Annotated in this window: 24 protein-coding genes and 1 other RNA gene; 9 read left to right on the top strand and 16 right to left on the bottom strand. The window is 61.3% G+C overall.

All coding sequences use genetic code 11. From position 1 onward, the window contains the following. Window positions 1–84 precede the first annotated feature (84 nt). From BM254_RS11825 to BM254_RS11850, 6 genes are all read right to left on the bottom strand, one after another. Window positions 85–1,347 (bottom strand): DUF3426 domain-containing protein, encoded by a 1,263-nt coding sequence (locus BM254_RS11825; RefSeq protein WP_092003643.1) that lies wholly within the window; start codon window positions 1,345–1,347, stop codon window positions 85–87. Between the two features lie 65 nt (window positions 1,348–1,412). Next, entirely contained in the window at window positions 1,413–2,309 is an 897-nt protein-coding gene (prmA, locus tag BM254_RS11830) for a 50S ribosomal protein L11 methyltransferase (RefSeq protein WP_092003646.1), read from the bottom strand. 2 nt (window positions 2,310–2,311) lie between these two features. After that, window positions 2,312–3,658, bottom strand: coding sequence for an acetyl-CoA carboxylase biotin carboxylase subunit (gene accC, locus BM254_RS11835; protein ID WP_092003649.1), 1,347 nt, complete (start codon window positions 3,656–3,658; stop codon window positions 2,312–2,314). Window positions 3,659–3,676: 18 nt separating this feature from the next. Further along, window positions 3,677–4,138 carry an acetyl-CoA carboxylase biotin carboxyl carrier protein gene (gene accB, locus BM254_RS11840; RefSeq protein WP_092003652.1) on the bottom strand — a complete coding sequence of 154 codons (462 nt, stop codon included), beginning with the start codon at window positions 4,136–4,138 and terminating at the stop codon, window positions 3,677–3,679. 27 nt (window positions 4,139–4,165) lie between these two features. Then, the gene (gene aroQ / locus BM254_RS11845) at window positions 4,166–4,606 is read right to left on the bottom strand and encodes a type II 3-dehydroquinate dehydratase (protein WP_092003655.1); all 441 of its coding nucleotides are present in this window, start codon (window positions 4,604–4,606) and stop codon (window positions 4,166–4,168) included. 271 nt (window positions 4,607–4,877) lie between these two features. Beyond that, window positions 4,878–6,494 (bottom strand): diguanylate cyclase, encoded by a 1,617-nt coding sequence (locus BM254_RS11850; protein ID WP_092003658.1) that lies wholly within the window; start codon window positions 6,492–6,494, stop codon window positions 4,878–4,880. 279 nt (window positions 6,495–6,773) lie between these two features. On the opposite strand from BM254_RS11850, the gene BM254_RS11855 reads away from it, so the two are divergent. Next, window positions 6,774–7,826, top strand: coding sequence for a DUF2333 family protein (locus tag BM254_RS11855; RefSeq protein ID WP_092003660.1), 1,053 nt, complete (start codon window positions 6,774–6,776; stop codon window positions 7,824–7,826). A 74-nt stretch (window positions 7,827–7,900) separates the two neighbouring features. On the opposite strand, the gene ppa is transcribed toward BM254_RS11855, so the two are convergent. From ppa to rpiA, 3 genes are all read right to left on the bottom strand, one after another. Further along, on the bottom strand, window positions 7,901–8,428 hold the full coding sequence (ppa, locus tag BM254_RS11860; protein ID WP_092003663.1) for an inorganic diphosphatase: 528 nt from the start codon (window positions 8,426–8,428) through the stop codon (window positions 7,901–7,903). A 462-nt stretch (window positions 8,429–8,890) separates the two neighbouring features. Then, entirely contained in the window at window positions 8,891–10,030 is a 1,140-nt protein-coding gene (locus tag BM254_RS11865; protein ID WP_092003665.1) for an acyl-CoA dehydrogenase family protein, read from the bottom strand. A gap of 135 nt (window positions 10,031–10,165) precedes the next feature. Continuing rightward, the gene (rpiA, locus tag BM254_RS11870) at window positions 10,166–10,846 is read right to left on the bottom strand and encodes a ribose-5-phosphate isomerase RpiA (protein WP_092003669.1); all 681 of its coding nucleotides are present in this window, start codon (window positions 10,844–10,846) and stop codon (window positions 10,166–10,168) included. A gap of 65 nt (window positions 10,847–10,911) precedes the next feature. Between rpiA and ilvA the strand changes: the two genes are divergently transcribed. Together ilvA and BM254_RS17790 are read left to right on the top strand one after the other, a co-directional pair. After that, window positions 10,912–12,519 (top strand): threonine ammonia-lyase, biosynthetic, encoded by a 1,608-nt coding sequence (gene ilvA, locus BM254_RS11875; protein WP_281248065.1) that lies wholly within the window; start codon window positions 10,912–10,914, stop codon window positions 12,517–12,519. A 274-nt stretch (window positions 12,520–12,793) separates the two neighbouring features. After that, window positions 12,794–12,958, top strand: a complete 165-nt coding sequence (locus BM254_RS17790) for a hypothetical protein (protein WP_175497258.1) — start codon at window positions 12,794–12,796, stop codon at window positions 12,956–12,958. Here BM254_RS17790 and BM254_RS11880 read toward each other — a convergent pair. The 6 genes from BM254_RS11880 to BM254_RS11905 form a co-directional block, all read right to left on the bottom strand. Next, window positions 12,928–13,575, bottom strand: a complete 648-nt coding sequence (locus BM254_RS11880; RefSeq protein ID WP_092003675.1) for a 5-formyltetrahydrofolate cyclo-ligase — start codon at window positions 13,573–13,575, stop codon at window positions 12,928–12,930. The genes BM254_RS17790 and BM254_RS11880 overlap by 31 nt on opposite strands. 4 nt (window positions 13,576–13,579) lie before the next feature. Beyond that, a non-coding RNA gene (gene ssrS / locus BM254_RS11885) (6S RNA) lies at window positions 13,580–13,761 on the bottom strand. 51 nt (window positions 13,762–13,812) lie between these two features. Then, a complete protein-coding gene (locus BM254_RS11890) occupies window positions 13,813–14,109 on the bottom strand; it encodes a cell division protein ZapA (RefSeq protein ID WP_092003678.1) in 297 nt (98 codons plus the stop codon). Next, window positions 14,109–14,315, bottom strand: a complete 207-nt coding sequence (locus tag BM254_RS11895) for a TIGR02449 family protein (RefSeq protein WP_092003681.1) — start codon at window positions 14,313–14,315, stop codon at window positions 14,109–14,111. The genes BM254_RS11890 and BM254_RS11895 overlap by 1 nt, the downstream gene beginning before the upstream one ends. 102 nt (window positions 14,316–14,417) lie before the next feature. Then, complete coding sequence (locus BM254_RS11900; protein WP_092003684.1) at window positions 14,418–15,692, bottom strand: ABC transporter permease; 1,275 nt, start codon at window positions 15,690–15,692, stop codon at window positions 14,418–14,420. Beyond that, complete coding sequence (locus tag BM254_RS11905) at window positions 15,689–16,402, bottom strand: ABC transporter ATP-binding protein (RefSeq protein ID WP_092003687.1); 714 nt, start codon at window positions 16,400–16,402, stop codon at window positions 15,689–15,691. Before BM254_RS11905 ends, BM254_RS11900 begins: the two co-directional genes overlap by 4 nt. A 71-nt stretch (window positions 16,403–16,473) precedes the next feature. Here BM254_RS11905 and BM254_RS11910 point away from each other — a divergent pair, with 71 nt between their 5' ends. Next, window positions 16,474–16,989, top strand: a complete 516-nt coding sequence (locus BM254_RS11910; protein ID WP_092003690.1) for a DUF3299 domain-containing protein — start codon at window positions 16,474–16,476, stop codon at window positions 16,987–16,989. Between the two features lies 1 nt (window position 16,990). On the opposite strand, the gene BM254_RS11915 is transcribed toward BM254_RS11910, so the two are convergent. Further along, on the bottom strand, window positions 16,991–17,545 hold the full coding sequence (locus tag BM254_RS11915) for a ZrgA family zinc uptake protein (RefSeq protein ID WP_092003693.1): 555 nt from the start codon (window positions 17,543–17,545) through the stop codon (window positions 16,991–16,993). A 135-nt stretch (window positions 17,546–17,680) separates the two neighbouring features. Between BM254_RS11915 and BM254_RS11920 the strand changes: the two genes are divergently transcribed. From BM254_RS11920 to BM254_RS11940, 5 genes are read left to right on the top strand one after another with little or no spacing between them, the layout of a single operon-like run. Continuing rightward, the gene (locus BM254_RS11920; protein WP_092003696.1) at window positions 17,681–18,283 is read left to right on the top strand and encodes a UPF0149 family protein; all 603 of its coding nucleotides are present in this window, start codon (window positions 17,681–17,683) and stop codon (window positions 18,281–18,283) included. A 27-nt stretch (window positions 18,284–18,310) separates the two neighbouring features. After that, the gene (gene pepP / locus BM254_RS11925; RefSeq protein WP_092003698.1) at window positions 18,311–19,630 is read left to right on the top strand and encodes a Xaa-Pro aminopeptidase; all 1,320 of its coding nucleotides are present in this window, start codon (window positions 18,311–18,313) and stop codon (window positions 19,628–19,630) included. Between the two features lie 4 nt (window positions 19,631–19,634). Further along, window positions 19,635–20,918 (top strand): 2-octaprenyl-6-methoxyphenyl hydroxylase, encoded by a 1,284-nt coding sequence (gene ubiH, locus BM254_RS11930; protein ID WP_092003701.1) that lies wholly within the window; start codon window positions 19,635–19,637, stop codon window positions 20,916–20,918. Beyond that, a complete protein-coding gene (locus tag BM254_RS11935; RefSeq protein WP_092003704.1) occupies window positions 20,908–22,131 on the top strand; it encodes a UbiH/UbiF/VisC/COQ6 family ubiquinone biosynthesis hydroxylase in 1,224 nt (407 codons plus the stop codon). The genes ubiH and BM254_RS11935 overlap by 11 nt, the downstream gene beginning before the upstream one ends. A 32-nt stretch (window positions 22,132–22,163) precedes the next feature. After that, window positions 22,164–23,087 carry a DUF808 domain-containing protein gene (locus tag BM254_RS11940; RefSeq protein WP_092003707.1) on the top strand — a complete coding sequence of 308 codons (924 nt, stop codon included), beginning with the start codon at window positions 22,164–22,166 and terminating at the stop codon, window positions 23,085–23,087. The last annotated feature ends 5 nt before the right edge of the window (window positions 23,088–23,092 follow it).

Genomic DNA, 23,092 nt, shown 5'->3' on the forward strand with positions numbered 1-23,092 from the left:
GATTATTTTTCGTTCTTTCTGGTTGACTTTTGTTCGTTGTGGTGGCTGCGCAGCCATTCGGCAAGTAAATACTTGCTTACGCGATCAGGGCGAGTACGGACGGAAGACCAGGTTGTAGTTGACCGCATCCCGACCCGGATCCCGGATGCTGATGGCGATGCGTACAGGCGTGTCCGTTGGCATGGCCTCCAGTTCCTGTGCTTCACCGGCCAGATATTCGTCAGGGGTGAACACGCTCTGGGCAACGACGTCGCCATTGAGGTTGGAGAAGGTCAGGGCAATGGCCGGGAAGGGTTGCCCGAAATCCGCCCGGTTGATGATCACGGCATCCACCAGCAGCTGACCCCGGTTCTCGGGGGCGGTACGAACCACCAGCTTGCGGCTCTGGATGGCGTCCACATTGACCAGGGGCTTGAGTTCACAGCCGGCCAGTTCACAGCCTTTTTCATAGAACGGACGCAGCTCGGGAATGGCCGACAGGCGATCGAACTGGAACCAGGTCACCTGGGCCACCAGAACGCCGATCAGGGCAAGTACAATCAGGCTCCAGAGGATGGTTCGGGCCTTGCCGCCGCGACCCTTGTTGACCGAGACAGGTTCGCGCCGGAGATCGCTGAATGGACTGGTCGCCCGCATGGATTCTGCAGTGGGCGCCTCTGTGCGTTCGGGACGGAAGCCGGACTCGACCGGCTCCTCGGCGGAGGTGTCGGTGGCGCTGAAGGCCGGCTCCGGCGCAGGGCGGGAGGCTCTCCGGGGTGGTTCCGGGGCGGGTTCCGGCTCCGGCTCGGGTTCTGCGAACCCTGGCTCGAACTGTTCAGGTTCAGGCGCTTCGGGCTCGGGCTCGCGGGCAGAGAATGTGGAGGTCGTTTCATCCCTGGAGGGTCGCGCCGGAGCGGGCTGTTTCGACTTGCCCGGTTCCCGGGACTCCTCGTCCTCTTCCAGGATCGCCTCGGCCCAGCTTTCGTCCACTTCCTCCGGCTCGGAGTCCGCATCGGCATCCCGGAAGCCAGACTTCTCGTTCTGATTGATGGAAAGGAAGCTGTCGCTGAGTTCGTCGTCCGAGAATGACAGTTTCGAGCCGGCGTAACGGCCTTCCTCGGCATCCTCGTCGGGGTTGTCGGCAAACACGAAGTCTTCTTCGGTGGTCAGCCCGGAGGGCTCGGATTCGCCGGCCGGGGGCGCCGGAGGCTGGGGAGAGGCGGGCAGGACCCGGTGTTCAATGGCGTTGAACACCTCCATGCAATTGCCGCAGCGGACTTTGCCCTTGGCGACGCCAAGCTGTTCATCGGAAACGCGGAAACGGGTATGGCACTTCGGGCACTGTGTCTGCAGGCTGCTCTGGGTCATGCTTCGTTCCTGAAAGCGGCTGTACTACTACGAGTGTCGGAGTTTAGTCGCTATCGTCCGGTTCGTCATCTGTCCTTGCGCCGTCCTGTGAGGCGTATCCACTCTTCGCGCTGCTCGGGCTCGTCCATGATGAACCAGGGCTCGTAGGCCTCCATGACTTCCCGGGCCTGGTTCGACAGGATGCCCGAAAGCACCAGGTCGCCGCCGCGGCGGGTCAGGGCGGCCAGGTGGGGTGCCAGACCGATCAGTGGCTGGGCCAGGATGTTGGCCAGCATGACGTCGCAGCGGGTGTCCGGTTCGTCTTCCGGCAGGTAAAGGTCCAGTCTGGCTTCTTCAACGCCGTTGCGCCGGGCATTCTCACGGCTGGCTTCCAGGGCCTGGGGGTCGGTGTCGACACCAATGACGTGATCGGCGCCCAGCAGCAGTGCCGCCAGGCCCAGGATGCCGGAGCCGCAACCATAATCGATGACCTGCTTGTCCTGCATGTCCTGGCCGTCCAGCCATTCCAGGCAGAGCGCGGTGGTGGGGTGCGTGCCGGTGCCGAAAGCCAGGCCCGGGTCGAGCATCAGGTTGGCTGCTTCCGGGTCCGGCGCATCATGCCAGCTGGGTACAATCCAGAGCCGCTCGCCGAATTTCAGGGGCTGGAAGTCATCCATCCAGGCCCGCTCCCAGTCCTTGTCTTCCACCAGTGTGACCTCGATCTCCGGCAGGGACTGTTGGGTCTGCTGGTGCCAGGCATCGCGGACGTCTGCACACAGCTGGTCAATGTCACGGTTGGACTGGAACAGGCCAGTCACCATGGTCTGGCTCCACAGGGGGGTGGTGCCGGGATCCGGCTCGTACAGGGGCTGGTCGGCGGCGTCTTCCATGGAGACGGCGTCAGCGCCCATCTCCATGAGCAGATCCTCCAGCTGATCCGCATTGTCCGGATCAGCCGGGATCTGGAGTTGTATCCAGGGCATGGTTATTCCCGCATCAGTTTTTCCAGGTAGTGAATGGTGAAGTCTACCTGTTTGAAGCCGCCATCGCGTACCAGTCTCCGATGCAGGGGCTGGTTGGTCTTGATGCCCTCGACCACCATCTCGTCCAGCGCGTTCTTCATACGCCGGCGAGCGATCTCGCGATCATCGCCCCAGGTAATGAGCTTGGCCACGAGCGAATCGTAGTACGGCGGTACGGTGTAGCCGCTGTACAGGTGGGAGTCGACGCGGATGCCGTTGCCGCCGGGCGCGTGATAGTGCTTGACCTTGCCCGGGCTGGGCACGAAGGTCTTCGGGTCCTCGGCGTTGATCCGGCATTCGATGGCATGGCCCTGGATGTGGATCTCATCCTGGCTGTACTGCAGTGGCAGTCCGCTGGCAATGCGCAGCTGCTCGCGCACGATGTCCACGCCGGTAACCATCTCGGAGACCGGGTGTTCCACCTGGACCCGGGTGTTCATCTCGATGAAGTAGAACTCGCCGTCCTGGTACAGGAACTCGAAGGTGCCGGCGCCCACGTAGCCGATTTCCTTGCAGGCATCGACACAGGCTTTCAGGGTTCTTTCCCGGGATTCGGCATTGACGTTCGGTGCCGGCGCTTCCTCGATCACCTTCTGGTTGCGACGCTGCATGGAGCAGTCGCGGTCGCCCAGGTGGATGACGTTGCCGTGCATGTCTGCCAGCACCTGTACTTCCACGTGGCGCGGGGCTTCCAGGAATTTTTCCAGGTACACGGTGGGGTCGCCGAAGGCGTTCTTGGCTTCGGTCTGGGTAATCTGGATCGCCTTGAGCAGGGCGGCTTCAGAGTGCACCACCTGCATACCGCGACCACCACCGCCGGATGCAGCTTTGATCATCACCGGGTAGCCGATCTTCCGGGCAATCTGGAGGGTGCGCTCGTCGTCATCGGTGAGCGGGCCGTCGGAGCCGGGCACGGTCGGTACGCCGGCCTTTTTCATGGCCTCGATGGCGGAGACCTTGTTGCCCATCAGACGGATGGTTTCCGCCTTCGGACCGATGAACCGGAAGCCGCTCTTCTCAACCTGTTCGGCGAAGTCGGCATTTTCCGCCAGGAAGCCGTAACCGGGGTGGATGCCCACCGAGTCGGTCACTTCCGCCGCACTGATGATGGCGGGGATGTTCAGGTAGCTGTCGGTTGCGCTGTTCGGGCCGATGCACACGGATTCGTCGGCAAGACGAACGTGCATCAGTTCCCGGTCCACCTGAGAGTGTACGGCAACGGTGTTGATGCCCAGCTCCTTGCAGGCACGCAGGATGCGCAGCGCGATTTCACCGCGGTTTGCGATCAGAACTTTTTCTAACATGGCCATGAGTAACAATCACCCAGTTCAGGAAATGACGACCAGGGGCTGGTCAAACTCCACCGGCTGGCCATTCTCGACCAGGATTTCAGTTACAGTTCCGGCCTTGTCAGCCTCGATCTGGTTCATCATCTTCATCGCCTCGACGATGCAGATCACGTCACCGACGTTGACGGTCTGGCCAACTTCCACGAACGCCTGGGCGGTGGGTGACGGCGCCCGGTAGAAAGTGCCGACCATCGGGGAGTTCACGGTATGGCCGGACGGAGCTGCCGGGGCTGCGGGCTCTTCTGCAGCGGGAGCTGGGGCAGGCGCGGGGGCTGCTGCCTGGGGTGCCGGTGCGGGCATATGGCTCACGTAGTGGGTGCCGGCGGCCTGCTCGCGACGGCGGGAGATGCGGACAGAATCGTCGCCTTCCTGGATTTCCAGTTCCTCGACGTCGGATTCCTCCAGGAGCTCAATGAGTTTCTTGATCTTGCGAATATCCATAGTTAATCCAGTCCCGTTGTGTCTGATCTATCGGTGAATTCGTTGCAGGGCTGCCTGCAGGGCGAGGTCGTACCCCTGGCTGCCCAACCCGCAGATAACGCCAATGGCGATATCGGAAAAATAGGAGTGATGGCGGAATGGCTCCCGCGCATGCACGTTGGAAAGATGCACTTCGATAAAGGGGATCCCGGAAGCCAGCACGGCATCCCGGAGGGCGATGCTGGTGTGGGTGAAGGCAGCAGGATTGATGATGAGGAAATCCACCCCTTCGGCCCGTGCTTCATGGACCCGCTCGATCAGTTCGTACTCGGCGTTGGACTGAAGGTGGAGCAGGTGGTGGCCCTTTTCGGCCGCTTTCGCCTTCAACCGGTCATCGATGTCCTTCAGGGTCTCGTAGCCGTACACCTCGGGCTCACGGGTGCCGAGCATGTTGAGGTTGGGGCCATGGAGCACGAGAATGGTGGACATGATTACGCCTGCCTTGCTGTCTTTTTAACAGGATCGCCGAAAATCACGGCATTTTCCCACAATGGTGCGTGCTTGTTTCCCTCAGATCAACACTTTTTGACAATCTTCCGTGTTGGCCATTGGTCGTAAAAAGACAGCACTGGCAATCGAAACGGGATCTTTCCGCTGATGACAATCATTGTCGGCAAGGACAGGGCCGACTTCCATACGACGTTGGTTTCATAGCTGAAGGTAGGGGCAGCGGGCCGGTCTGACCCGCTGAGGGTGCGGGTCAGGGGGTGTCTGCGCTGACGCAGTTACGACCGGCTTTCTTGGAGGCATACAGCGCCCGGTCGGCCCGGTCGCACAGTTCCTGCGCGGTTTGCCCCGGCTGCAGGGTGGCGACGCCGCAGCTGAAGGTGACATTGAACTCGCGGTCTCCTGCGCGCTGGCGCAGTTCCGAGAATCGCTCCCGGATTTCGTTGAGCACATTGCGGGCATCACTGGGCCGGGTGTCCGGCAGGATGATGGCAAACTCCTCGCCGCCGTAACGGCCGACATGGTCGGTCTTGCGCAGCCGCTGTTTCAGGAACATGGACAGGCTGCGCAGGACCCGGTCGCCGATGGGGTGGCCGAAGGTGTCGTTCACTTTCTTGAAGTAGTCAATATCGATCATCGCGAAGGACAGGGACTGGTCCTTCTGCCGCGCCTTGGCGATTTCCTGGTCCAGCAGGTGCAGGGTATGGGTGTGGTTGTAAAGCCCCGTCAGGCTGTCGCGGATCATCAGCGCCAGCAGCGAACGGGCCCGCCGGCCCCGGTTGTGGATGGTGGCGATCAGGTGCTTGGGGTCAATGGGCTTGGTCAGGAAGTCGTCTCCGCCCAGGCTCATGGCGTGGAGCTGTTTGCTGACGTCTTCCTCGGCCGAGAGGTAGATGATGGGCACGCTGTGGAAGCGGTCCTGCTGACGGATGACACGGGCGATCTCCATACCGGTGCAGCCGGGCATGTACATGTCGAGGATGATGATTTCCGGGGAGAATTCGTCCAGGGCATGGATGATCTGCATCGGGTCGGTAATGATGTGGGCGGTCATGCCGGCCCGTTTCAGCACCGTTTCCATGTACTTGGCCTGGGCCCGGGAATCATCCAGCACGAGGACACGGTAAGGCTCGACAGTATTGCCGTGGGTATAGGTCTCGATCTTCTCGATCAGCTGGCCCGGATCGACGGCCGGGTAGAAGAATTCCTCGCCCCCGCAGCGTGAGGCCCGGAGACGGGTTTCGATGGAGCCGTCCTCGTCACTCACGAAAATGACCGGGATCGGTGTTTCGTGGCGCTCCTGCAGATGCTCGATGATGCCGATGCCGGCATTCGGGCTGCCACCGAAACTCACATCCATCAGGATGGTTTCCGGTTTGCTCAGGGCGCAGGCTTCCATCAAGGCATCCGCACTGGCAAAGGCCGAGGCCCGGAAGCCAAAGAATTCCAGCTGGCGGATCAGGCGGGCGGCCATCTCTTCGTTCTCCAGCGCGACGTAAATCGGAGTCCGCCGGTATTGCAGGGGGGCGTCAGTCTTGTCCTTGTCGGTGCGGCGCAGGGTGCTCTGGCACAGCTGTTCCATGGCATCCTGGAGTTGCGGCCAAAGCTCCTCGTTGGGGGTGCTTTCTGCGGGCCAGCGGGCCATGAGGTCAAGCGCTTTCTGGCCGGCTTGCGCGTGCCCGTCCATCTCGAAATGTTGGGCGTAGCGCACCAGCTTGTCGGTGGCGCTGATCAGTTCGGCGCGATGGGAGGCTGCCAGGCCGTGGTCGGAATGGATCTTCTGCCAGGTATCCAGGACAACCCGTGCCTGGGTGGTTACACGTCGGGCAAAGTGTTGTCTGAGTTTTTCTTTCTGGCTTTCGTCGTTCATGTTACTCCGGCCCATCCCTCACATGATGTCCGCCTGGTCCGGCGGGGACGTTTTTTAACCTTGTTGATTTTACAGAGTCTATAGTGTTTGAAGTGCTCGGCGTAGGTGGCTTAATGTAAATGTTTGTCAACTCTGGGCGCAGGTCACAGTTGCTTGGTTCGCTGGCGCAGAGTTCGGGGTGTCCGGTACTCTGCAAGCTGTGTATCGATGGCGCCATGGGGTACCATTTGGGTCGTCCATTCGCTGCTGACCAACAACCGCAAGGGGATTAGGAGTCTTATGCCAGGCAAATTCAGACAGTTCTTCAGGGATCGGAAAGAGGACGTTCAGGATTACGCCGGAGGCAGCGGCGTTATCGGCCGGTTCATCCTCGCGGTGCTGGTGATCTACCTGCTGGCGGCCATTGTCGTCGGTATCTACTGGAGTGGTGAGCCTGACACCTTCTCCGTGCGCGAGAACACCCGGACAGTGGCCAACACCATGGAGCGTGAGCCGGTTACCGGTTTCGCCACCACAACCACCATGATCCGGATTGCCGAAACCCTTCTGGACAAACCCGGCGGTTACATCTCCAACGATATTTTCCCTCCGGGATTATGGCTGGATAACATTGCCAACTGGGAATTTGGTGTGCTGGTCCAGCTCCGGGACCTGTCCCGGGCCATGCGCCGGGACATTGCCCGTTCCCAGAGCCAGTCCTCCGAGGATCCCGATCTGGTTATCGCCGAACCCCAGTTCCACTTTGACAGCCAGAGCTGGGCCATCCCGTCCACTGAATCGGAATACCGTCGCGGGATCAGCGCGCTCAAGCGTTACCTGAACCGCCTGTCTGCCCCGGAGCAGGCCGACGCCCAGTTCTTCGCCCGGGCCGACAACCTGAACAGCTGGCTGGCGGATCTGGAGACCCGGCTGGGTAGCCTGTCCCGGAACCTGGGGGAAAGCGTTGGCAAGGCCTCCGTTTCTGATGCGGTAGCCAACGTGGATAGCGACAACCCGCTTGCTGAAGAAACCGGGGGTAGCGAAGTGCAGACACCCTGGACTGAAATCGATGATGTGTTCTACGAGGCCCGCGGCAGCGCCTGGGCGTTATTGCACATCTTCCGCGCCATTGAAGTGGATTTTCGCAAGGTGTTGCAGGACAAGAACGCCATGGCCAGCGTGAAGCAGATCATCATCGAGCTGGAGGGCACCCAGGGCCAGATGTGGAGCCCGGTGATCCTGAACGGCAGCGGCTTCGGCGTGCTGGCCAACCACTCCCTGACCATGGCCGCCTACCTGTCCCGCGCCAATGCGGCGATCAGCGATATGCGGGATCTGTTGTCACGGGGCTGAGGCAGTCCCGTTTTCGAGCACAAAAAAACCGGGTTCCAGGACCCGGTTTTTTTGCATCTGAAGCGTGTAGCCGATCAGCCCTTGTAGGCGTTGATGGCGTCTTCGATGGCTTTCTTGGCGGCTTCGGCGTTGTCCCAGCCCTGCACCTTGACCCACTTGCCCGGCTCGAGAGTCTTGTAGTTCTCGAAGAAGTGCTTGATCTGGTCACGCAGCAGTTCGGGCAGGTCAGTGATTTCCTTGACGTCGTGGTAGGTGGTGGTCAGCTTGTCGTGGGGCACGGCAACCAGCTTGGCATCGCCACCGGCTTCGTCTTCCATGTTCAGAACGCCGACCGGGCGGGCACGGATGACGGAGCCCGGTTGTACCGGGTACGGGGTGACCACGAGTACGTCCAGGGGGTCGCCGTCTTCAGCCAGGGTATGGGGGATGAAGCCGTAGTTGGCCGGGTAGAACATCGGGGTGGCCATGAAACGGTCTACCAGCAGGGCGCCCATGTCTTTGTCCAGTTCGTACTTGACCGGGGAGCTGTTGGCCGGAATCTCGATGGCAACGTAGATGTCTTCAGGCGGGTTTTTGCCTGCGGGGATGTTGTCGAATTGCATGTGCGATCCTTCCTGATACGTTGAGGTACGTTTAACTGCGGCTAAAAAGTGGGCGCAATTATACGGGAGTCTCTTGCAGTTCGAAACTAAACCTTGGTCGGCGTGATTGTTGGTGCTGGATTCGTTCTGGCTTGGGAGCAAGCGGCAATCTGACAAGGCCTCCCGAAAAACGCCCGTGAATACGTCCCTGTAGGGCTCGGTCGCGCCATCCCTGGCGCTCCACGTTTTCGGAAGGTCTTGCCAGCTAGCCGCCCGAACATTCGCGGTATGCCGATGAAGCTATTCTGAAAAAGCTTTGTTATGAACGTGGTCGGAGGTTAGCACCTGTGTTGAGGGGGCCGTGTCAGTGACTGTTCCAAAACTGTTGAGGGCCAGGGACGGCCCGAAACAAGCGCACATGGACGTGCTCGTAGCGTGTTTTGGAACAGTCACTGACACGGCCCCTTCCCCCAAACCAGAAGGCTACAACTTGATCTGCTTGGCGATAAGCTCCTTCATGATCTCCGTCGTGCCGCCGCCAATGGAAAGGATCTTGGCGTCCCGGTAAAGGCGCTCCACCACTGACTCCCGCATGTAACCCATGCCGCCGAACAACTGCACCGCCTCCCGGGTGACTTTCTCGCAGACGTCCACGGAGAAATTCTTGGCCATGGCCACCTGCGTGATCGGGTTTTTGCCGGCCTGCATCAGGGCCGCGCAGCGGTAGGTGTATTCCCGGGCCACGTCGATCTGGGTGGCCATGTCCACCAGCTTGTGGCGGGTGACCTGGAAGCCGGCGATGCTCCGGCCGAAGGCCTGGCGTTGTTTGGTGTAGTCCAGGGCGGCTTCGTAGGCGAGCTGGGCTGTCATATAGGCCATGATGGAGAGGCTCAGGCGTTCGGCCAGAAAGTTGCTCATGATCGCGATAAAGCCGGCGTTCTCGGCGCCGATCAGACGGTCGGCCGGTACCCGGCAGTCTTCAAAGAAGAGTTCGGCGGTGTCGCTGGCCCACCAGCCCATCTTGCGGAGCTTCTTGCCGGTGGAGAAGCCCGGCATGTCGCGGTCGATGAGCAGCAGGCTGATGCCGCCATGTCCCTCGCCGCCGGTGCGGACGGCGACAGTGTAGTGGTCGGCGCGCATGCCGCTGGTGATGAAGGTCTTGCTGCCGTTGACGATGTAGTGGTCGCCGTCCCGGACAGCCCGGGTTTTCAGGTTGGCGACGTCCGAGCCGCCGCCGGGTTCGGTGATGGCCAGGGCGGAGATTTTCTCGCCGCGCAGGACCGGGGGCACGATCTGTTCCCGGATTTCCGGTTTGGCCCACTTGGCCACCGGGGGCAGGCCGATGTCCAGGGAACCCAGGCCCGCGACCAGGCCGCCGGAGGTGGAGCGCATGAGCTCCTCGGAGACCGCCACTTTCAGGAAGATGTCCCCTTCACCGGTGCCGCCCAGAGCTTCTGGAAATCCGATGCCGAGCAGGCCGGCGTCGCCCGCTTTCTTATACAGCTCCCGGGGAAATTCGCCCACCTCTTCCCAGTCGTCGATGTGGGGCAGGACATGGGTCTCGATAAATTTCCGGGCACTGAGACGTGCCTGTTCGTGAATGTCATTGAAGTATTCGGACACGGTCGGGCTCCCTGTGGACAATCGTGAATGGAAGCAGTGTCACTCAAAATTTGGTACCAAGCAAGCGCTTGGTTTGTATGTCAGCCGAAACAAAAAGGGCTGGCCCGGAAAGCCAGCCCTTCAGGCAGTCGCGGATCAGGCGCCCTTGCGGGGAATGCTCTTGACGCCCTCGCTGGTGCCCAACAGCAACAGGTCGGCCGGACGGCGGGCGAACAGACCGTTGGTAACCACGCCGACAATGTTGTTGAGCTGTTCTTCTACGTGTATCGGCCGGGAGATATCCATGTTGTGGACGTCGATGATGATGTTGCCGTTATCGGTGACCACGCCCTCACGGTACACCGGATCGCCGCCGAGCTTGACGATTTCCCGGCCGACGTGGCTGCGGGCCATGGGGATGACTTCCACCGGCAGGGGGAAGCTGCCCAGCACGCCGACCATCTTGGATTCGTCGGCGATACAGATAAAGGTCTTGGCTACTGCGGCGACGATCTTTTCCCGGGTCAGGGCGGCGCCGCCGCCCTTGATCAGTTCCAGGCGTTCGTTGGTTTCATCGGCACCGTCCACGTAGAACTCCAGTTCTCCGGCGCTGTTGAGGTCATACACCGGAATGCCGTGGCTCTTCAGGCGTTCGGCTGTGGCTTCGGAGCTGGCCACGGCGCCGTCGAACTCGTTCTTCAGTTCGGCCAGCATGTCGATGAAGAAATTGGCGGTGCTGCCGGTGCCCACGCCGACGATGCTGTCGCTTTCGAGGCGGGGGGCGATGTAGTCCACGGCGGCTTTGGCCACGGCCTTCTTGAGTTCGTCCTGGGTCATGTCGGGCTCCGTCTGCAATTCCGGATGAAATTTAAGGTCATTATAGCGGCCTGTGAGGTCTGCTTATAGACGGCTGCCGTGCAAACTTTCTACACTGTCGGTTTTTCCCGCACACTCACCAAGCAACCGGAACCACTATGCCGCAACGCTATATCAAGAAGATACTCGATGCGCGCGTCTACGACGTGGCCATCGAAACACCCCTGACTGAAGCCCGTAGCCTGTCCAAGCGCTTTGCCAACAACATTATGCTCAAGCGCGAAGACCTTCAGCCGGTGTTCTCCTTCAAGATTCGCGGCGCCTACAACCGGATTGCCCAGCTGTCCGAAGAGCAGAAAGCCAAGGGCGTGATCTGCGCCTCCGCCGGCAACCACGCCCAGGGCGTGGCCATGTCCGCGAAGGAGCTGGGTATCAAGGCGGTGATTGTAATGCCCCAGACCACGCCGGACATCAAGGTAAAGTCCGTGCGGGACCGGGGTGCGAAAGTGGTACTCAAGGGTGACGCCTTTGACGAGGCCGCCGCCCACGCCCAGGAACTGATCAAGAAGCACGGCTACACCTACATCCCGCCCTATGATGATCCCGATGTCATCGCCGGCCAGGGTACGGTTGCCATGGAAATGATGTGGCAGTTCTCCCAGCCCCTGCACGCGGTATTCATCCCGGTGGGCGGTGGTGGGCTGATTGCGGGCATGACAGCCTACATCAAGTACCTGCGCCCCGAGATCAAGGTGATCGGTGTCGAGCCGGAAGACTCCAATTGCCTGCAGGCGGCCATGAAAGCCGGCGAGCGGGTGATCCTGGATGAAGTCGGCATCTTTGCCGACGGTGTCGCGGTCCGACAGGTCGGCGAGGAGCCCTGGAATATCTGCAAGGATCTGGTGGACGAAGTGATCACGGTCACCACCGACGAGATCTGCGCCGCCATCAAGGATGTGTTCGAGGATACCCGCTCTATCGCGGAGCCGGCCGGCGCGCTTTCCATCGCCGGGCTCAAGAAGTACGTGGAGCGGGAGCAGCTGGAAGGTGAGAACCTGGCGGCGGTGCTCAGTGGCGCCAACATGAACTTCGACCGCCTGCGCTACATTTCCGAGCGCACCGAGATCGGTGAGAAGCGCGAAGCTATTCTCGCTGTCACCATCCCGGAGAAGCCGGGGGCGTTCAAGACCTTCATCAATGCCCTGCACAAACGCAGCATCACCGAGTTCAACTACCGGTATGCCGACGACCAGAAAGCGGTGATTTTCGTGGGTATCCAGATCCAGGCCGGCGGCCATGGCCGGGACGAACTGGTGCAGGAGTTGCGGGAAAGCGGCTACTCCGTGGTCGACCTGACCGACAGCGACCTTGCCAAGCAGCACATCCGCCACATGGTCGGTGGCCATGCCCCGAGCATCAGCAACGAGAAGGTCTACCAGTTCGAGTTTCCGGAGCGTCCGGGAGCCCTGCTCAAGTTCCTGATGTCCCTCGGCACCCGCTGGAACATCTCCATGTTCCATTACCGTAACCACGGTGCCGCCTACAGCCGGGTCCTGCTGGGTGCCCAGGTCAACGACGACGAGGATAAAGACTTCGAGAAGATGCTCGACAAGGTCGGTTTCCGCTATGAAAACATGACCGACAACGAGGCCTACCGGTTGTTCCTCGGAGCGGGTAACGGTCAGACCTCCTGATTGGGAGTAGGGGCCATGCCGCGAGGGGCGTTCCGAAACACGCTCCTTGCGGCACGTCCCTGTGACGCTTGAGCTCCGCCATCCATGGCTCCGCACAGTTTCGGAACGCCCCTCGCGGCATGCCCCCCCAGCTTTCGGGGATTCTTACCGAATTTTAATGAGTCAAAAATTGTAAAATCAGAGTTAAGTGTTAGTCTTTCGTCTAATTCTCGGAAGCGAGAATACCTCACTGATTTTCCGATAATTTACCAACCGCGTTCGAGGAAGAATAAAAATGGGTGGCAAGCCTGACATCATCAAAGCCATCGTGCTGATTTTTGCTGTCGGCCTTGTAGTAACCGGATTTACCTCTATCCACGCTTCGGAAGACAAGCCTCGTTATCAGGATAACGTGACCATCAGCGCGCTTCAGGCCGGAGCAGACCGCCTGAACCGGTAACAGCGCCGGTCCGTCACCACGCTGTGCAGGGGCACATCCCAGGGCTCTATCGGCAGCGCTTTCACTTTCTGGAAATCATGGGCCAGGCCGATCAGCTTGGGGGCAAGTCGTGGCCGTAGCCGGCTGAAGGCAAAGGTCCGGTCATAGAACCCTCCACCCATGCCCAGGCGTCCGCCATTCTCATCAAAGCCCACCAGTGGAAACAGCACCGCATCCAGCGCCCAGGCCGGGCGGCGCAGCCCTTTGCTGAACGCTGGCTCGGGAATGCCGAAGCGGTTTGCGGTCAGTTCCACGCCGTCGTAGTAGGGGCTGAATACCAGTTTGCCGGTATGAATCGGATGCAGCACCGGCAGGTAGAAATTCACGCCCTTGCGGCGAGCAATGTCCATGTAGAGATGGGGATCGATCTCACCGTCGTTGGGCAGGTAAACGGCCACGTGCCGGGCACGGTGCAGGTCCGGATTCTTCAGCAGATTCAGCGCCAGGTATTCCGAGGCCTGCATCTGTTCTTCGAAGGACAGGGAACGCCGCCTCTGACGCAGGTGTTTGCGCAGCTGGCTTCGGTTCAGGTTATCAGGGTGGGATTCGAACGGTTGGGGAGGAACAAACTTGCTCAAAATAAAGCTTCCCGGGCTGCCGTTATCGGATGTGGCCCTTGAACCCAGAGTTCAAGGTCGGTGGCCGCTGTGACATATTAGGCTTTCCCCTGTCGGGGACGTGCTCACAATGCCCTGAAGTAGCCACCTGGGTAGTGCGCATCGGCTCGAGGACGTATCCGACCATCGCGAACAGCCCAGGAAGTTGGTCTCATTATACGGGTAGGTCCGGGGCCAATTGCAACACCTGATCCGTATTCAGTGCCCCGTATTTTCCCCGAGGGCATCGTCGAGCTTGCTGTCCATGGCCTTGAGGATCGAGCTGGTAGCGTCGGACATGGAATCCTGCTCCAGCAGCTCGTGGGTGATGTTGAGCGCGGCCATCACGGCAATGCGTTCAACGCCGAACACCTTGCCGCTGGAACGGATTTCCCGCATTTTGTGGTCCAGATGCCTGGCGGCGCGAATCAGGGCTTCTTGCTCTTCTTCCGGGCAGGCAACCAGGTATTCCTTGTCGAGAATCTTCACCTCAACGGTGGTGGATTGCTTAGACATCAGTGGTGCTCCAGTGCCCGCAGGCGGCCAATCATGGCTTCGATCTTGTTTTTGGCAAGATCGTTCTTGTGTACCAGCTGGGCCCGCTCACGGTTCCAGTCGTCCTGGAGCTCCCGCAGCATGGCGTTATCCCGCTCCAGTTTCTGACAGCGTTCGATCAGCTTGTCCAGCTTGTCCGCTAATGCCTGTACTTCGGACTGTTCCATGGCGTGCCCAACATCGGTTGTTATGAATGCAAATAACTATAAGTGTGGACGCTAAGTCGGTCAATTTACAGGGTTGTCATAGCGGCACGGGCGTGACGCCGATCACTGCCCGCTAATCTCCCCGAGACCCTGGGTACGGGTCCTGCGCCAGGTGGCGGACGCCGGCAGCAGGCCGACCAGTGCCGCGGCGGCCGGTACGGTCGCGAGCAGTGCCCATTCGGTCGGGTTCAGGGGCCTGAGCGTCAGGTTGATGCCGTAGTTGTCCAGTAACCAGGGCGCAATGCCGGTCAGCAGGCCGGCGCCCACGGCCAGTGCGAGCAGGCAGGAGACCAGCGCCAGGGCAACACATTCGATCACATGCAGGGAGGCCACCAGCCCCGTTGAGGCCCCGGTGGCCCGGAGCACTGCAATCTCGTGGGCCCGCTGGGTCTGCAGGGTCAGCAGTACCGCAACGAGCCCCACCAGGCTGGTAATGACCACGAAGCCGGTAATACCCAGCAGGGCTTTCTCGAACTGCCCCATCAGGCGCCACAGCTCGCTCAGCGCAACGCCGGGGAGAATGGCGGACAAGGGTTCCTCTGCGGACTGGTTCAGGGCGCGTTGGAGCTGGAAGGTGAGTACCGGGGACTTCAGCCCCACGTAGGCGGCCGTGATGGCGTCCGGGGTAAAGGTCATCCCCCGGGCTTTCTCCGGGGTCAGGGTTCGCCCCGGAATCGCCACGCCGGATTCCCAACCCACATGCATGGCCTCCATTCCTGCCAGACTGATGTACACCGCCTGGTCGACCGGGGTGCCGGTGGCCTCCAGAATCCCGGTAATCCGGAACGGGGTGTCTTCGTGGTTGGAGAAGCTGGTTCTGCCGCCACCATGGGACAGGATGATCTCCTCGCCGGGCTTATGTCCGAGCTCCCGCGCCACGCCGGCACCGAGCACGACGTGGAACACGTCACTGAACCATTGGCCTTCGGCCAGACTGACCGGCTGTTCCTGGCCATAACGGAAGTGTTCGGGGAAGTTGCTATCCGTGGCCACCACCCGGTAGCCCCGGTAACTGTCGCCCAGGGAGATGGGGATCAGCCAGTCAATTCGTGGGTCTTCCTGGAGTTTCCGGAAGGTGGACCAGCGGATGTTGTTGGTGGCATCACCGATGTGAAACACGGTATACAGCAGCAGGTTCAGCTGGCCGCTGCGGGCCCCGACGATCAGGTCGGTACCGCTGATGGTGCTGGTGAAGGATTGCCGGATTTCGGCGCGCAGGTACTGGATGCCCAGGAGCAGGCTGACACTCAGGGTGAGGGTCAGGCACACCAGGGCCAGTACGCGGCGCCGGTGCCAGAGGCTCGCCAGGGCCAGGGAGAAGGCCAGCCGGGTTTTCATGATTCACCTCCCAGATGGACCAGATGATGGAAATGCCGGCTCAGGCTGCGGTCATGGCTGACAAAAACCACCGAGGCGCCCCGATCGTCGGCGAGCCCGAGCAACAGGTCCAGGAATCGATCCCGGTTGTCGGAATCCAGGGCGGAGGTTGGCTCGTCCGCGAGGATAATACCGGGGCTGCCCATCAGTGCCCGGGCTGCGGCAATCCGTTGCTGCTGGCCGATGGAGAGGCGGGTGACCTTGCGATGCCAATGATCTTCGGGGATGGCGAGCAGCCCGAGCAGCTCTTTGGCGGCGGAATCCGGGTCGGGCCGGGTTTGTTCAAGGCGAACGCGGGACAGGCGGCAGGGCAGGGTAACATTCGCCAGGGCGCTCAGGTAGGGCACGAGGTTGAACTGCTGGAAGATCACGCCGATATGATCGGCCCGGAACCGATCCCGGGCGCCGGAGCCCAGGCGCTGCAGTTCAGAACCGAGAATGCGGACGGACCCGGAGTGGGGTACCTGCATGCCCGACAACAGGCTCAGAAGGGTGCTTTTGCCGCTGCCACTGGCGCCTTGCAGGAACAGGTGTTCCCCACGGGGAATGACCACGTCCGGAAAGCGGAGCATGGGTTGAGACGAGGCCCATTGGAAGCCAAGGTCCCGGGCCTCAAGGGCAAGCTCTCCGTCTTTAGCCGGGTTGTGTCGGGTTTCTGTCGTGCTGGTCATGTTGGTGATCGTTGTCCCCGGTGTATGATACCTGCTGGTCCGGACCCTGAACCCCAGGAGTAACCTCGTTGATGTTTCATGTTTTTCCTTCGTACCGTTTCGCCAGCCTGGTCCTGGCGGCCTTGCTAGGATTTGCCTCCGTGTCCGTAGCCGCGGAGCCCAGGGAGATCGACTGGCTCGAACTCATGCCTGCCGAGGATCTGGCGCTGCTGGAAAATATGCCAGAAGTGGAGCACGAGGGCGACGGCCCCGCCATCCTGCCCGATGAAATCATGACCGGGCGCGTGGTGCCGGAGATGGGTGACGTGGAGGGACGGATTCCCGGTTTTGTTGTGCCGCTGAAAACCACTAACGACATGAAGATCCTCGAGTTCTTCCTGGTCCCTTACTACGGCGCCTGCATTCATGTGCCGCCGCCCCCGCCCAACCAGATCATCCATGTGAAATACAAGGAGGGCTTCTACCTCGAAGCCCTGTATGACCCGGTGTGGATCGAAGGTACCCTGGTGATCGAGCGTACCGAGAACGAAATCGGCACCTCCTCGTACTCCATGGAGGCCAGGAGCGTGACGCCCTACACCGAGTAGGTTATTGCCCCAGTTCGATGGCTTGTTCGCCATGCTCCAGGCGTGTAGCGCCCTGTGCCATGGCGCCCGCCCACTGCACATCCAGATGCTCGAGGCGTTCTAGCCGGGTGGTAAGCGGGGTGGTCAGGGTGCTGGCATCCTGCACGCCGGGGCACTCCAGTGTCTGGATGACTTCATAGGCCGAATGGCCGCCGCCGTGATCCCCATGGTCGTGTTCGTTACCCTCGTGGTGCTGTTCCTGTTCCGCGCCGCTGTGATGCACCTCCGAGCTGATCACGGTGCAGGTGCTGTCCGGGGTATCGATCAACGGTGTTCCGGTAAACCAGTCGTTGGCTTCCTTCAGCGCCCGGGTATGGGCTTCGGTTCTGGCTTCATGCTCGAAGCCCACCACGTTGTAGGCGGGTGAGACAAACATCACCTCTACCTTGTTGCCGTCAACCGCAAACGACAGTTCGGCGTGACCGTGCTGATGGGCGCCGGGGTTCTCGCTGGCAGCGGCAGCGCCGGCGAGGAGGGACAGCGGAAGTAACAGCAATCGGTATCCGGATCGTTTCATCGTGCTCTCCAGTAGTGGGTGTTATGTTATAACATATTGTGATTTCCCGGTGGCAAAAGCAAGCGACAAGTGCCTTGGTGTCGCCTGAATGCTAGGATAGAGACTTCATTCAACAACACAGGATTGTCTTGATTCATGTCCGAATCCGACACCTCTTCCGGTGCCGCCCGCGCTGCAGAATTCGAACGCTGGGCCAACGTCTTTACCGCCCATCAGGCTTTCAGTCATCCCTCGGAGCTCCACGGCGCACTGTGTGGTCGGCTCGCGGCCGGATCGCGTATCCAGGAACCGGAATGGCTGAATATGGTGTGCGAGCATATGGGTCTTCCGGAAGACGCGGCTGAAGAATCCGATGACCTGGCGCCCTTCATGAACAAGGCCTACGAACAGACCCTGGCGCTCTTGCAATCGGCCGATATGAGTTTCCATCCTTTGTTACCGGATGACGACTACGCCATCGAGCAGCGGCTGGAAGCACTGGTTTCCTGGGTGCGCGGTTTCCTTGAGGGCATGGCCCTGGCCGCCGGAGAATCCCTGGGCCAGGCCCCGGACGAGATCCGTGAGCTGATCGAGGACATGGTGGCAATCAGCCAGCTGTCCGAGGATGAGGAAGCCGACGAGGAAAGTGAGCAGCAGCTGCTGGAAATTACCGAGTATGTCCGGCTCGGGGCCCTGGCCGTGTTTACTGAATTCAATGCCCCGGAGAAGCCGGCCTCCAATTCGCCGACCCTGCACTGAGCCGGGTCCAGACCTATGGGAGAATCTATGTCGTCCATGATACCCGTGAAGGAGTTCGCCGAGCGCCGCCGCAAGCTGATGGAGCGCATGGCGCCGGACAGTATCGCCATCCTGCCAGCGGCCCCGGAGCGGGTGCGTAACCGGGATGTACTCCACCCCTTCCGGCAGGACAGTGACTTCCAGTATCTGACCGGCTTTGGCGAGCCCGAGGCGGTGCTGGCCCTGATTCCCGGTCGCGAACATGGCGAGGCGGTGCTGTTCTGCAAGGAACGCCACCCGGAGAAAGAGCTTTGGGACGGTTTTCTGTGCGGTCCCGAAGGTGCTATCGAGCGGTATGGTCTGGACGATGCTTTCCCGATTTCCGATATAGACGACATCCTGCCGGGCATGATCGAAGGTCGCAGCCGGGTCTATTACCCCCTGGGCAAGGACCAGAGCTTCGATCACCGGGTCATGGAGTGGGTCAAGACCCTCCGCAGCAAGGTGCGCACCGGCGCCCATCCCCCCGGAGAGTTTGTCGCCCTGGAGCACCTGCTCCACGACCTGCGCCTGTACAAGAGCGCCAACGAGATCAAGGTGATGGCCAAGGCTGGCAAAATCAGCGCCGAGGCCCACCGCAACGCCATGAAACGGGCGCGCCAGGGTGGTTATGAATACAACCTGGAGGCCACGCTGATCCACACGTTCATGGAGCACGGTGCCCGGTCTACTGCTTATCCCTCCATCGTGGGCAGTGGCGCCAATGGCTGCATTCTGCATTACATCGAGAACAGTGCGCCCCTGAAGGAGGGCGACCTGGTGCTGATCGATGCCGGTTGTGAGCTGGAATGCTACGCCTCGGACATTACCCGGACCTTCCCGGTCAGCGGCAGGTTCAGCCCGGAGCAGCGAGCCCTGTACGAAGTGGTGCTGGCGGCCCAGTACGAGGCCATTGACGCCGTGCGGCCGGGTAATCACTGGAACCATGCCCATGAGGCAGCGCTCAGGGTGCTCACCCAGGGGCTGATCGATCTCGGCCTGTTGTCCGGGAATGTGGATGAGGCCATCAAGAAGGAAGCCTACAAGCCGTTTTTCATGCACCGCACCGGCCACTGGCTGGGTATGGATGTGCATGACGTGGGTGACTACCGGATCGGTGAAGCCTGGCGGGAGCTGGAGCCCGGCATGGTCCTGACCGTGGAGCCCGGCCTCTACATTGCCCCGGACAACACCAGTGTGGACGAGAAGTGGCGTGGTATCGGCATCCGCATCGAGGACGACGTGGTGGTAACCAAAGACGGCTGCCGCGTCCTGACCGATGAGGTGCCCAAGACCATTGCCGAGATTGAAGCGTTGATGGCGGACTGACACGGTGACCGCACCCGAGACTGACCTGATTATTGCCGGTGGCGGCCTGGCCGGCGCCACCCTGGCCCTGGCGCTGGCCCGGACCGTGCCCGAGCTTCGGGTGACGGTGGTGGAGACCTTCCCGCTGTCTCCGGATGCCCTGCCGGAGGACTACCAGCCCAGTTATGACGCCCGTTCCACGGCGTTGTCCTGGGGTTCCAGGCTCATCTTCGAGGAGCTGGGGCTCTGGCCCGCGTTGTCGGAACACGCCACGCCCATTCGCCATATCCATGTTTCCGATCGCGGCCATTTCGGGGCGACTCGCCTGCATGCGGAAGATCATCACCAGCAAGCTCTCGGCTATGTGGCCGACAATCGCTGGATGGGACTGTGCCTGATGCGGGCGTTGCTCGATACCGGTGTGCAGTGGCAGGCGCCCGCGGAGGTTATGGACATGACTCCGACACCGGACGGCGTAGAGGTGCTGATCCGTAAGGACGGCCAGGAGCAGCGAGTGTCCGGGCAATGCCTGGTGGTTGCCGATGGCGGCCGTTCCGGGTTGCGGGAGCAGCTGGGTTTTGTCACCCGTACCGAAAATTACGGCCAGAATGCGTTGATTGCCAATGTCTCCACCAGTGACTCCCATCAGTTTACCGCCTACGAACGCTTTACCGGCGATGGTCCGATGGCGCTGTTGCCCCATGGCTCACCCCGCCGGCCGGAGAACCAGTCGGCTCTGGTGTGGACCCTGACCGATGAGGCCCTGGCGGAGGTGCTGGAGCTGTCGGACGAGCAGAAGTGCCGGCGTTTGCAGGAGCGGTTCGGCTGGCGGCTGGGCCGGTTCACCCGGATCGGCCAGTGCAGCCACTACCCGTTGAAACTGACCACCGTGGATGAGGCCGTGCGCCCGGGTGTGGCGTTGGTGGGCAATGCCGCCCATGCCCTGCACCCGGTGGCCGGCCAGGGCTTCAACCTGGCCCTGCGGGGGTTGATGACCCTGGTGGAACAGTTCCGGCGGGCGGTGGACGAGGGCCGTTCGATTGGTGAGCTGTCGGTGCTCGGTGAATACCAGCGGCGCCATCGCCGGGACTGGCAGCAGACGGTACAGTTCTCGGACTCTCTGATCCGGATCTTCGGGCAGTCGCTTCTGCCCGTGGCCACAGCGCGGGACGCCGGGCTGGTCGGGCTCGACCTGGTGCCCGGAGCCAAACGCTGGTTTGCCCGCAAGGCCATGGGCATCGGCAGCCGCAAACCGGTTGTTCCATCAGTGTCCACAACTGCCGGAGAGGATTCCCGCCATGATCAGTAATGCCGACACCCGCTCCTTCGATATTGTCGTCGTTGGTGGCGGCATGATTGGATCGGCCCTGGCGCTGGGATTGTCCCGCCAGGGCTGGCAGGTCGGACTGGTCGAAGGGGCCTCGCGGGACGCATTGCTCGAGGCCCGGGAGCCGGCCTCAATGGTCGAGGATTTCGAGCCCCGGGTCAGCGCCATCTCCATGGCCAGCCAGCGTCTACTGGAAGAGCTGGGTGCCTGGTCCGGGGTGACCGAAAGCCGCCACTGTGGCTATCGGGAAATGATCGTGTGGGATGGCGATGGCACTGGCCGGATTCATTTCGATGCCGCCGAACTGCATGCCCGGGCGCTGGGCACCATTGTCGAGAACCGCAACATCGTCCGGGCCTTGTTCCGGGAGCTGCTGGCCAGTGAGGTAACGCTGTTTGACGGGGTCCGCGTGCGAAGCTGGTCCCGGACGGAAGGCGTTGAACTGGAAGACGGGAGCCGGCTGGCGGCCCGGCTGATGATCGGGGCCGATGGCGCCAACTCGCGCCTGCGCCAGTGGGCAGGAATGCCGACGCGGGAGTGGGATTACGACCAGCAGGCCATCGTCTGCACGGTACGGACGGCCCAGAGCCACCGCTACACCGCCTGGCAGCGCTTCTCTCCCCGTGGCCCGCTGGCTTTCCTGCCGTTGCTGAATGAGAGTCTGGACGACCGGTTCTGCTCCATTGTTTGGTCCCAGGACACCCCCGAGGCCCGCCGGCTGATGGCGCTCGGTGATGATGACTTCCAGGGTGAACTGGAGCGTGCCATCGAAGGCGAGCTGGGCAGTGTGAGTGTGATTTCCCGCCGTTTTGCCTTCCCCCTGCGGCAGCGCCATGCCAAGGATTATGTGGCCGATGGCCTGGCCCTGGTGGGGGATGCGGCCCATACCATCCACCCCCTGGCTGGCCAGGGTGCCAACCTGGGCTACGGGGATGTGCGGGCCCTGCTTGATGAAATGAAACGGGCGAAGTCGCTTGACCTTGCTCCGGATGACGAACTGGTTCTGGCCCGCTACCAGCGCCGCCGCAAAGGTGAGAACCTCACCATGATGGCAGCCATGGAGGGCTTCAAGCAGTTGTTCGCCCGGGACGAGTTGCCACTGCGCTGGCTTCGTAACGCCGGTATGCGCTGGCTGGACCGGCTTGGGCCGGTCAAGAACCGTATAGCCGCGGAGGCCATGGGCCTCGTTGATTAACCGCTAGAGCCACCAGAACAAGGGATTTTCCAATGGCAGGAAGCAGTCTGCTCGCACTGATCGACGACATCGCCACCATCCTTGATGACGTCTCCCTCATGACCAAGACCGCCACCAAGAAAACCGCGGGTGTTCTCGGGGATGACCTGGCGCTCAATGCCCAGCAGGTTACCGGTGTGAAACCGGCCCGGGAATTGCCCGTGGTCTGGGCGGTGGCCAAAGGCTCCTTTATCAACAAGGCTATTCTGGTGCCGGCAGCAGTGGCTATCAGTTTCTTTGTGCCCTGGATGGTGACACCGTTGCTGATGCTCGGCGGTGGGTTCCTGTGTTTTGAGGGCTTCGAGAAGCTGGCCCACAAGTTTCTGCACGGCAAGGAGGACGAGGCCCACAAGCAGGAGCTGCACGAGGCCCTGAAGAATCCGGATGTCGACCTGAAGGTGGTGGAAAAGGATAAGATCAAGGGCGCGATACGCACCGATTTCATCCTGTCGGCGGAAATCATCGCCATCACCCTGGGTACCGTCACCGGCCAGGGCATCGGTATGCAGTTCATGGTGCTGACAGTGGTGGCGATAATGGTCACGGTCGGGGTCTATGGGCTGGTGGCCGGTATCGTGAAGCTGGACGATGGCGGCCTGTACCTGAGCCAGAAGGACAGTGCCCTGGCTCAGCGCATGGGCGAAGGCATCCTCTGGCTCGCCCCCTACATGATGAAGACCCTGTCGATCCTGGGCACCATTGCCATGTTCCTGGTCGGCGGTGGCATTCTCACCCATGGCCTGCCACCGGTCTACGATGCCATCCACCACTTCGCCGAAGGCTTTGGCGGCATCGGCGCCACCCTGGTGTCCACCCTGGCCGATGGCCTGTTCGGGGTTCTGGCCGGTGGTATCCTGGTCGTGGTGCTGACGCCCCTGATCAACTGGTGGCAGAAACGCCACGGGGAAGCTGCGTAAGGCTG

It is taken from the genome of Marinobacter pelagius, assembly GCF_900114925.1.
Classification (GTDB): Bacteria; Pseudomonadota; Gammaproteobacteria; order Pseudomonadales; family Oleiphilaceae; genus Marinobacter; species Marinobacter pelagius.

Bases quoted from the DNA above. Each gene is read 5' to 3' on its own strand.
- BM254_RS11850 (WP_092003658.1), bottom strand. From the start codon at position 6,494: ATGAACGACGAAAGCCAGAAAGAAAAACTCAGACAACACTTTGCCCGA.
- BM254_RS11920 (WP_092003696.1), top strand. From the start codon at position 17,681: ATGTCCGAATCCGACACCTCTTCCGGTGCCGCCCGCGCTGCAGAATTC.
- BM254_RS11890 (WP_092003678.1), bottom strand. From the start codon at position 14,109: ATGTCTAAGCAATCCACCACCGTTGAGGTGAAGATTCTCGACAAGGAA.
- BM254_RS17790 (WP_175497258.1), top strand. From the start codon at position 12,794: ATGGGTGGCAAGCCTGACATCATCAAAGCCATCGTGCTGATTTTTGCT.
- ppa (WP_092003663.1), bottom strand. From the start codon at position 8,428: ATGCAATTCGACAACATCCCCGCAGGCAAAAACCCGCCTGAAGACATC.
- BM254_RS11825 (WP_092003643.1), bottom strand. From the start codon at position 1,347: ATGACCCAGAGCAGCCTGCAGACACAGTGCCCGAAGTGCCATACCCGT.
- BM254_RS11915 (WP_092003693.1), bottom strand. From the start codon at position 17,545: ATGAAACGATCCGGATACCGATTGCTGTTACTTCCGCTGTCCCTCCTC.
- BM254_RS11940 (WP_092003707.1), top strand. From the start codon at position 22,164: ATGGCAGGAAGCAGTCTGCTCGCACTGATCGACGACATCGCCACCATC.
- rpiA (WP_092003669.1), bottom strand. From the start codon at position 10,846: ATGACCCAGGACGAACTCAAGAAGGCCGTGGCCAAAGCCGCCGTGGAC.
- BM254_RS11905 (WP_092003687.1), bottom strand. From the start codon at position 16,402: ATGACCAGCACGACAGAAACCCGACACAACCCGGCTAAAGACGGAGAG.
- pepP (WP_092003698.1), top strand. From the start codon at position 18,311: ATGTCGTCCATGATACCCGTGAAGGAGTTCGCCGAGCGCCGCCGCAAG.
- aroQ (WP_092003655.1), bottom strand. From the start codon at position 4,606: ATGTCCACCATTCTCGTGCTCCATGGCCCCAACCTCAACATGCTCGGC.
- BM254_RS11935 (WP_092003704.1), top strand. From the start codon at position 20,908: ATGATCAGTAATGCCGACACCCGCTCCTTCGATATTGTCGTCGTTGGT.
- accC (WP_092003649.1), bottom strand. From the start codon at position 3,658: ATGGCCATGTTAGAAAAAGTTCTGATCGCAAACCGCGGTGAAATCGCG.
- BM254_RS11855 (WP_092003660.1), top strand. From the start codon at position 6,774: ATGCCAGGCAAATTCAGACAGTTCTTCAGGGATCGGAAAGAGGACGTT.
- accB (WP_092003652.1), bottom strand. From the start codon at position 4,138: ATGGATATTCGCAAGATCAAGAAACTCATTGAGCTCCTGGAGGAATCC.
- prmA (WP_092003646.1), bottom strand. From the start codon at position 2,309: ATGCCCTGGATACAACTCCAGATCCCGGCTGATCCGGACAATGCGGAT.
- BM254_RS11900 (WP_092003684.1), bottom strand. From the start codon at position 15,692: ATGAAAACCCGGCTGGCCTTCTCCCTGGCCCTGGCGAGCCTCTGGCAC.
- BM254_RS11910 (WP_092003690.1), top strand. From the start codon at position 16,474: ATGTTTCATGTTTTTCCTTCGTACCGTTTCGCCAGCCTGGTCCTGGCG.
- BM254_RS11895 (WP_092003681.1), bottom strand. From the start codon at position 14,315: ATGGAACAGTCCGAAGTACAGGCATTAGCGGACAAGCTGGACAAGCTG.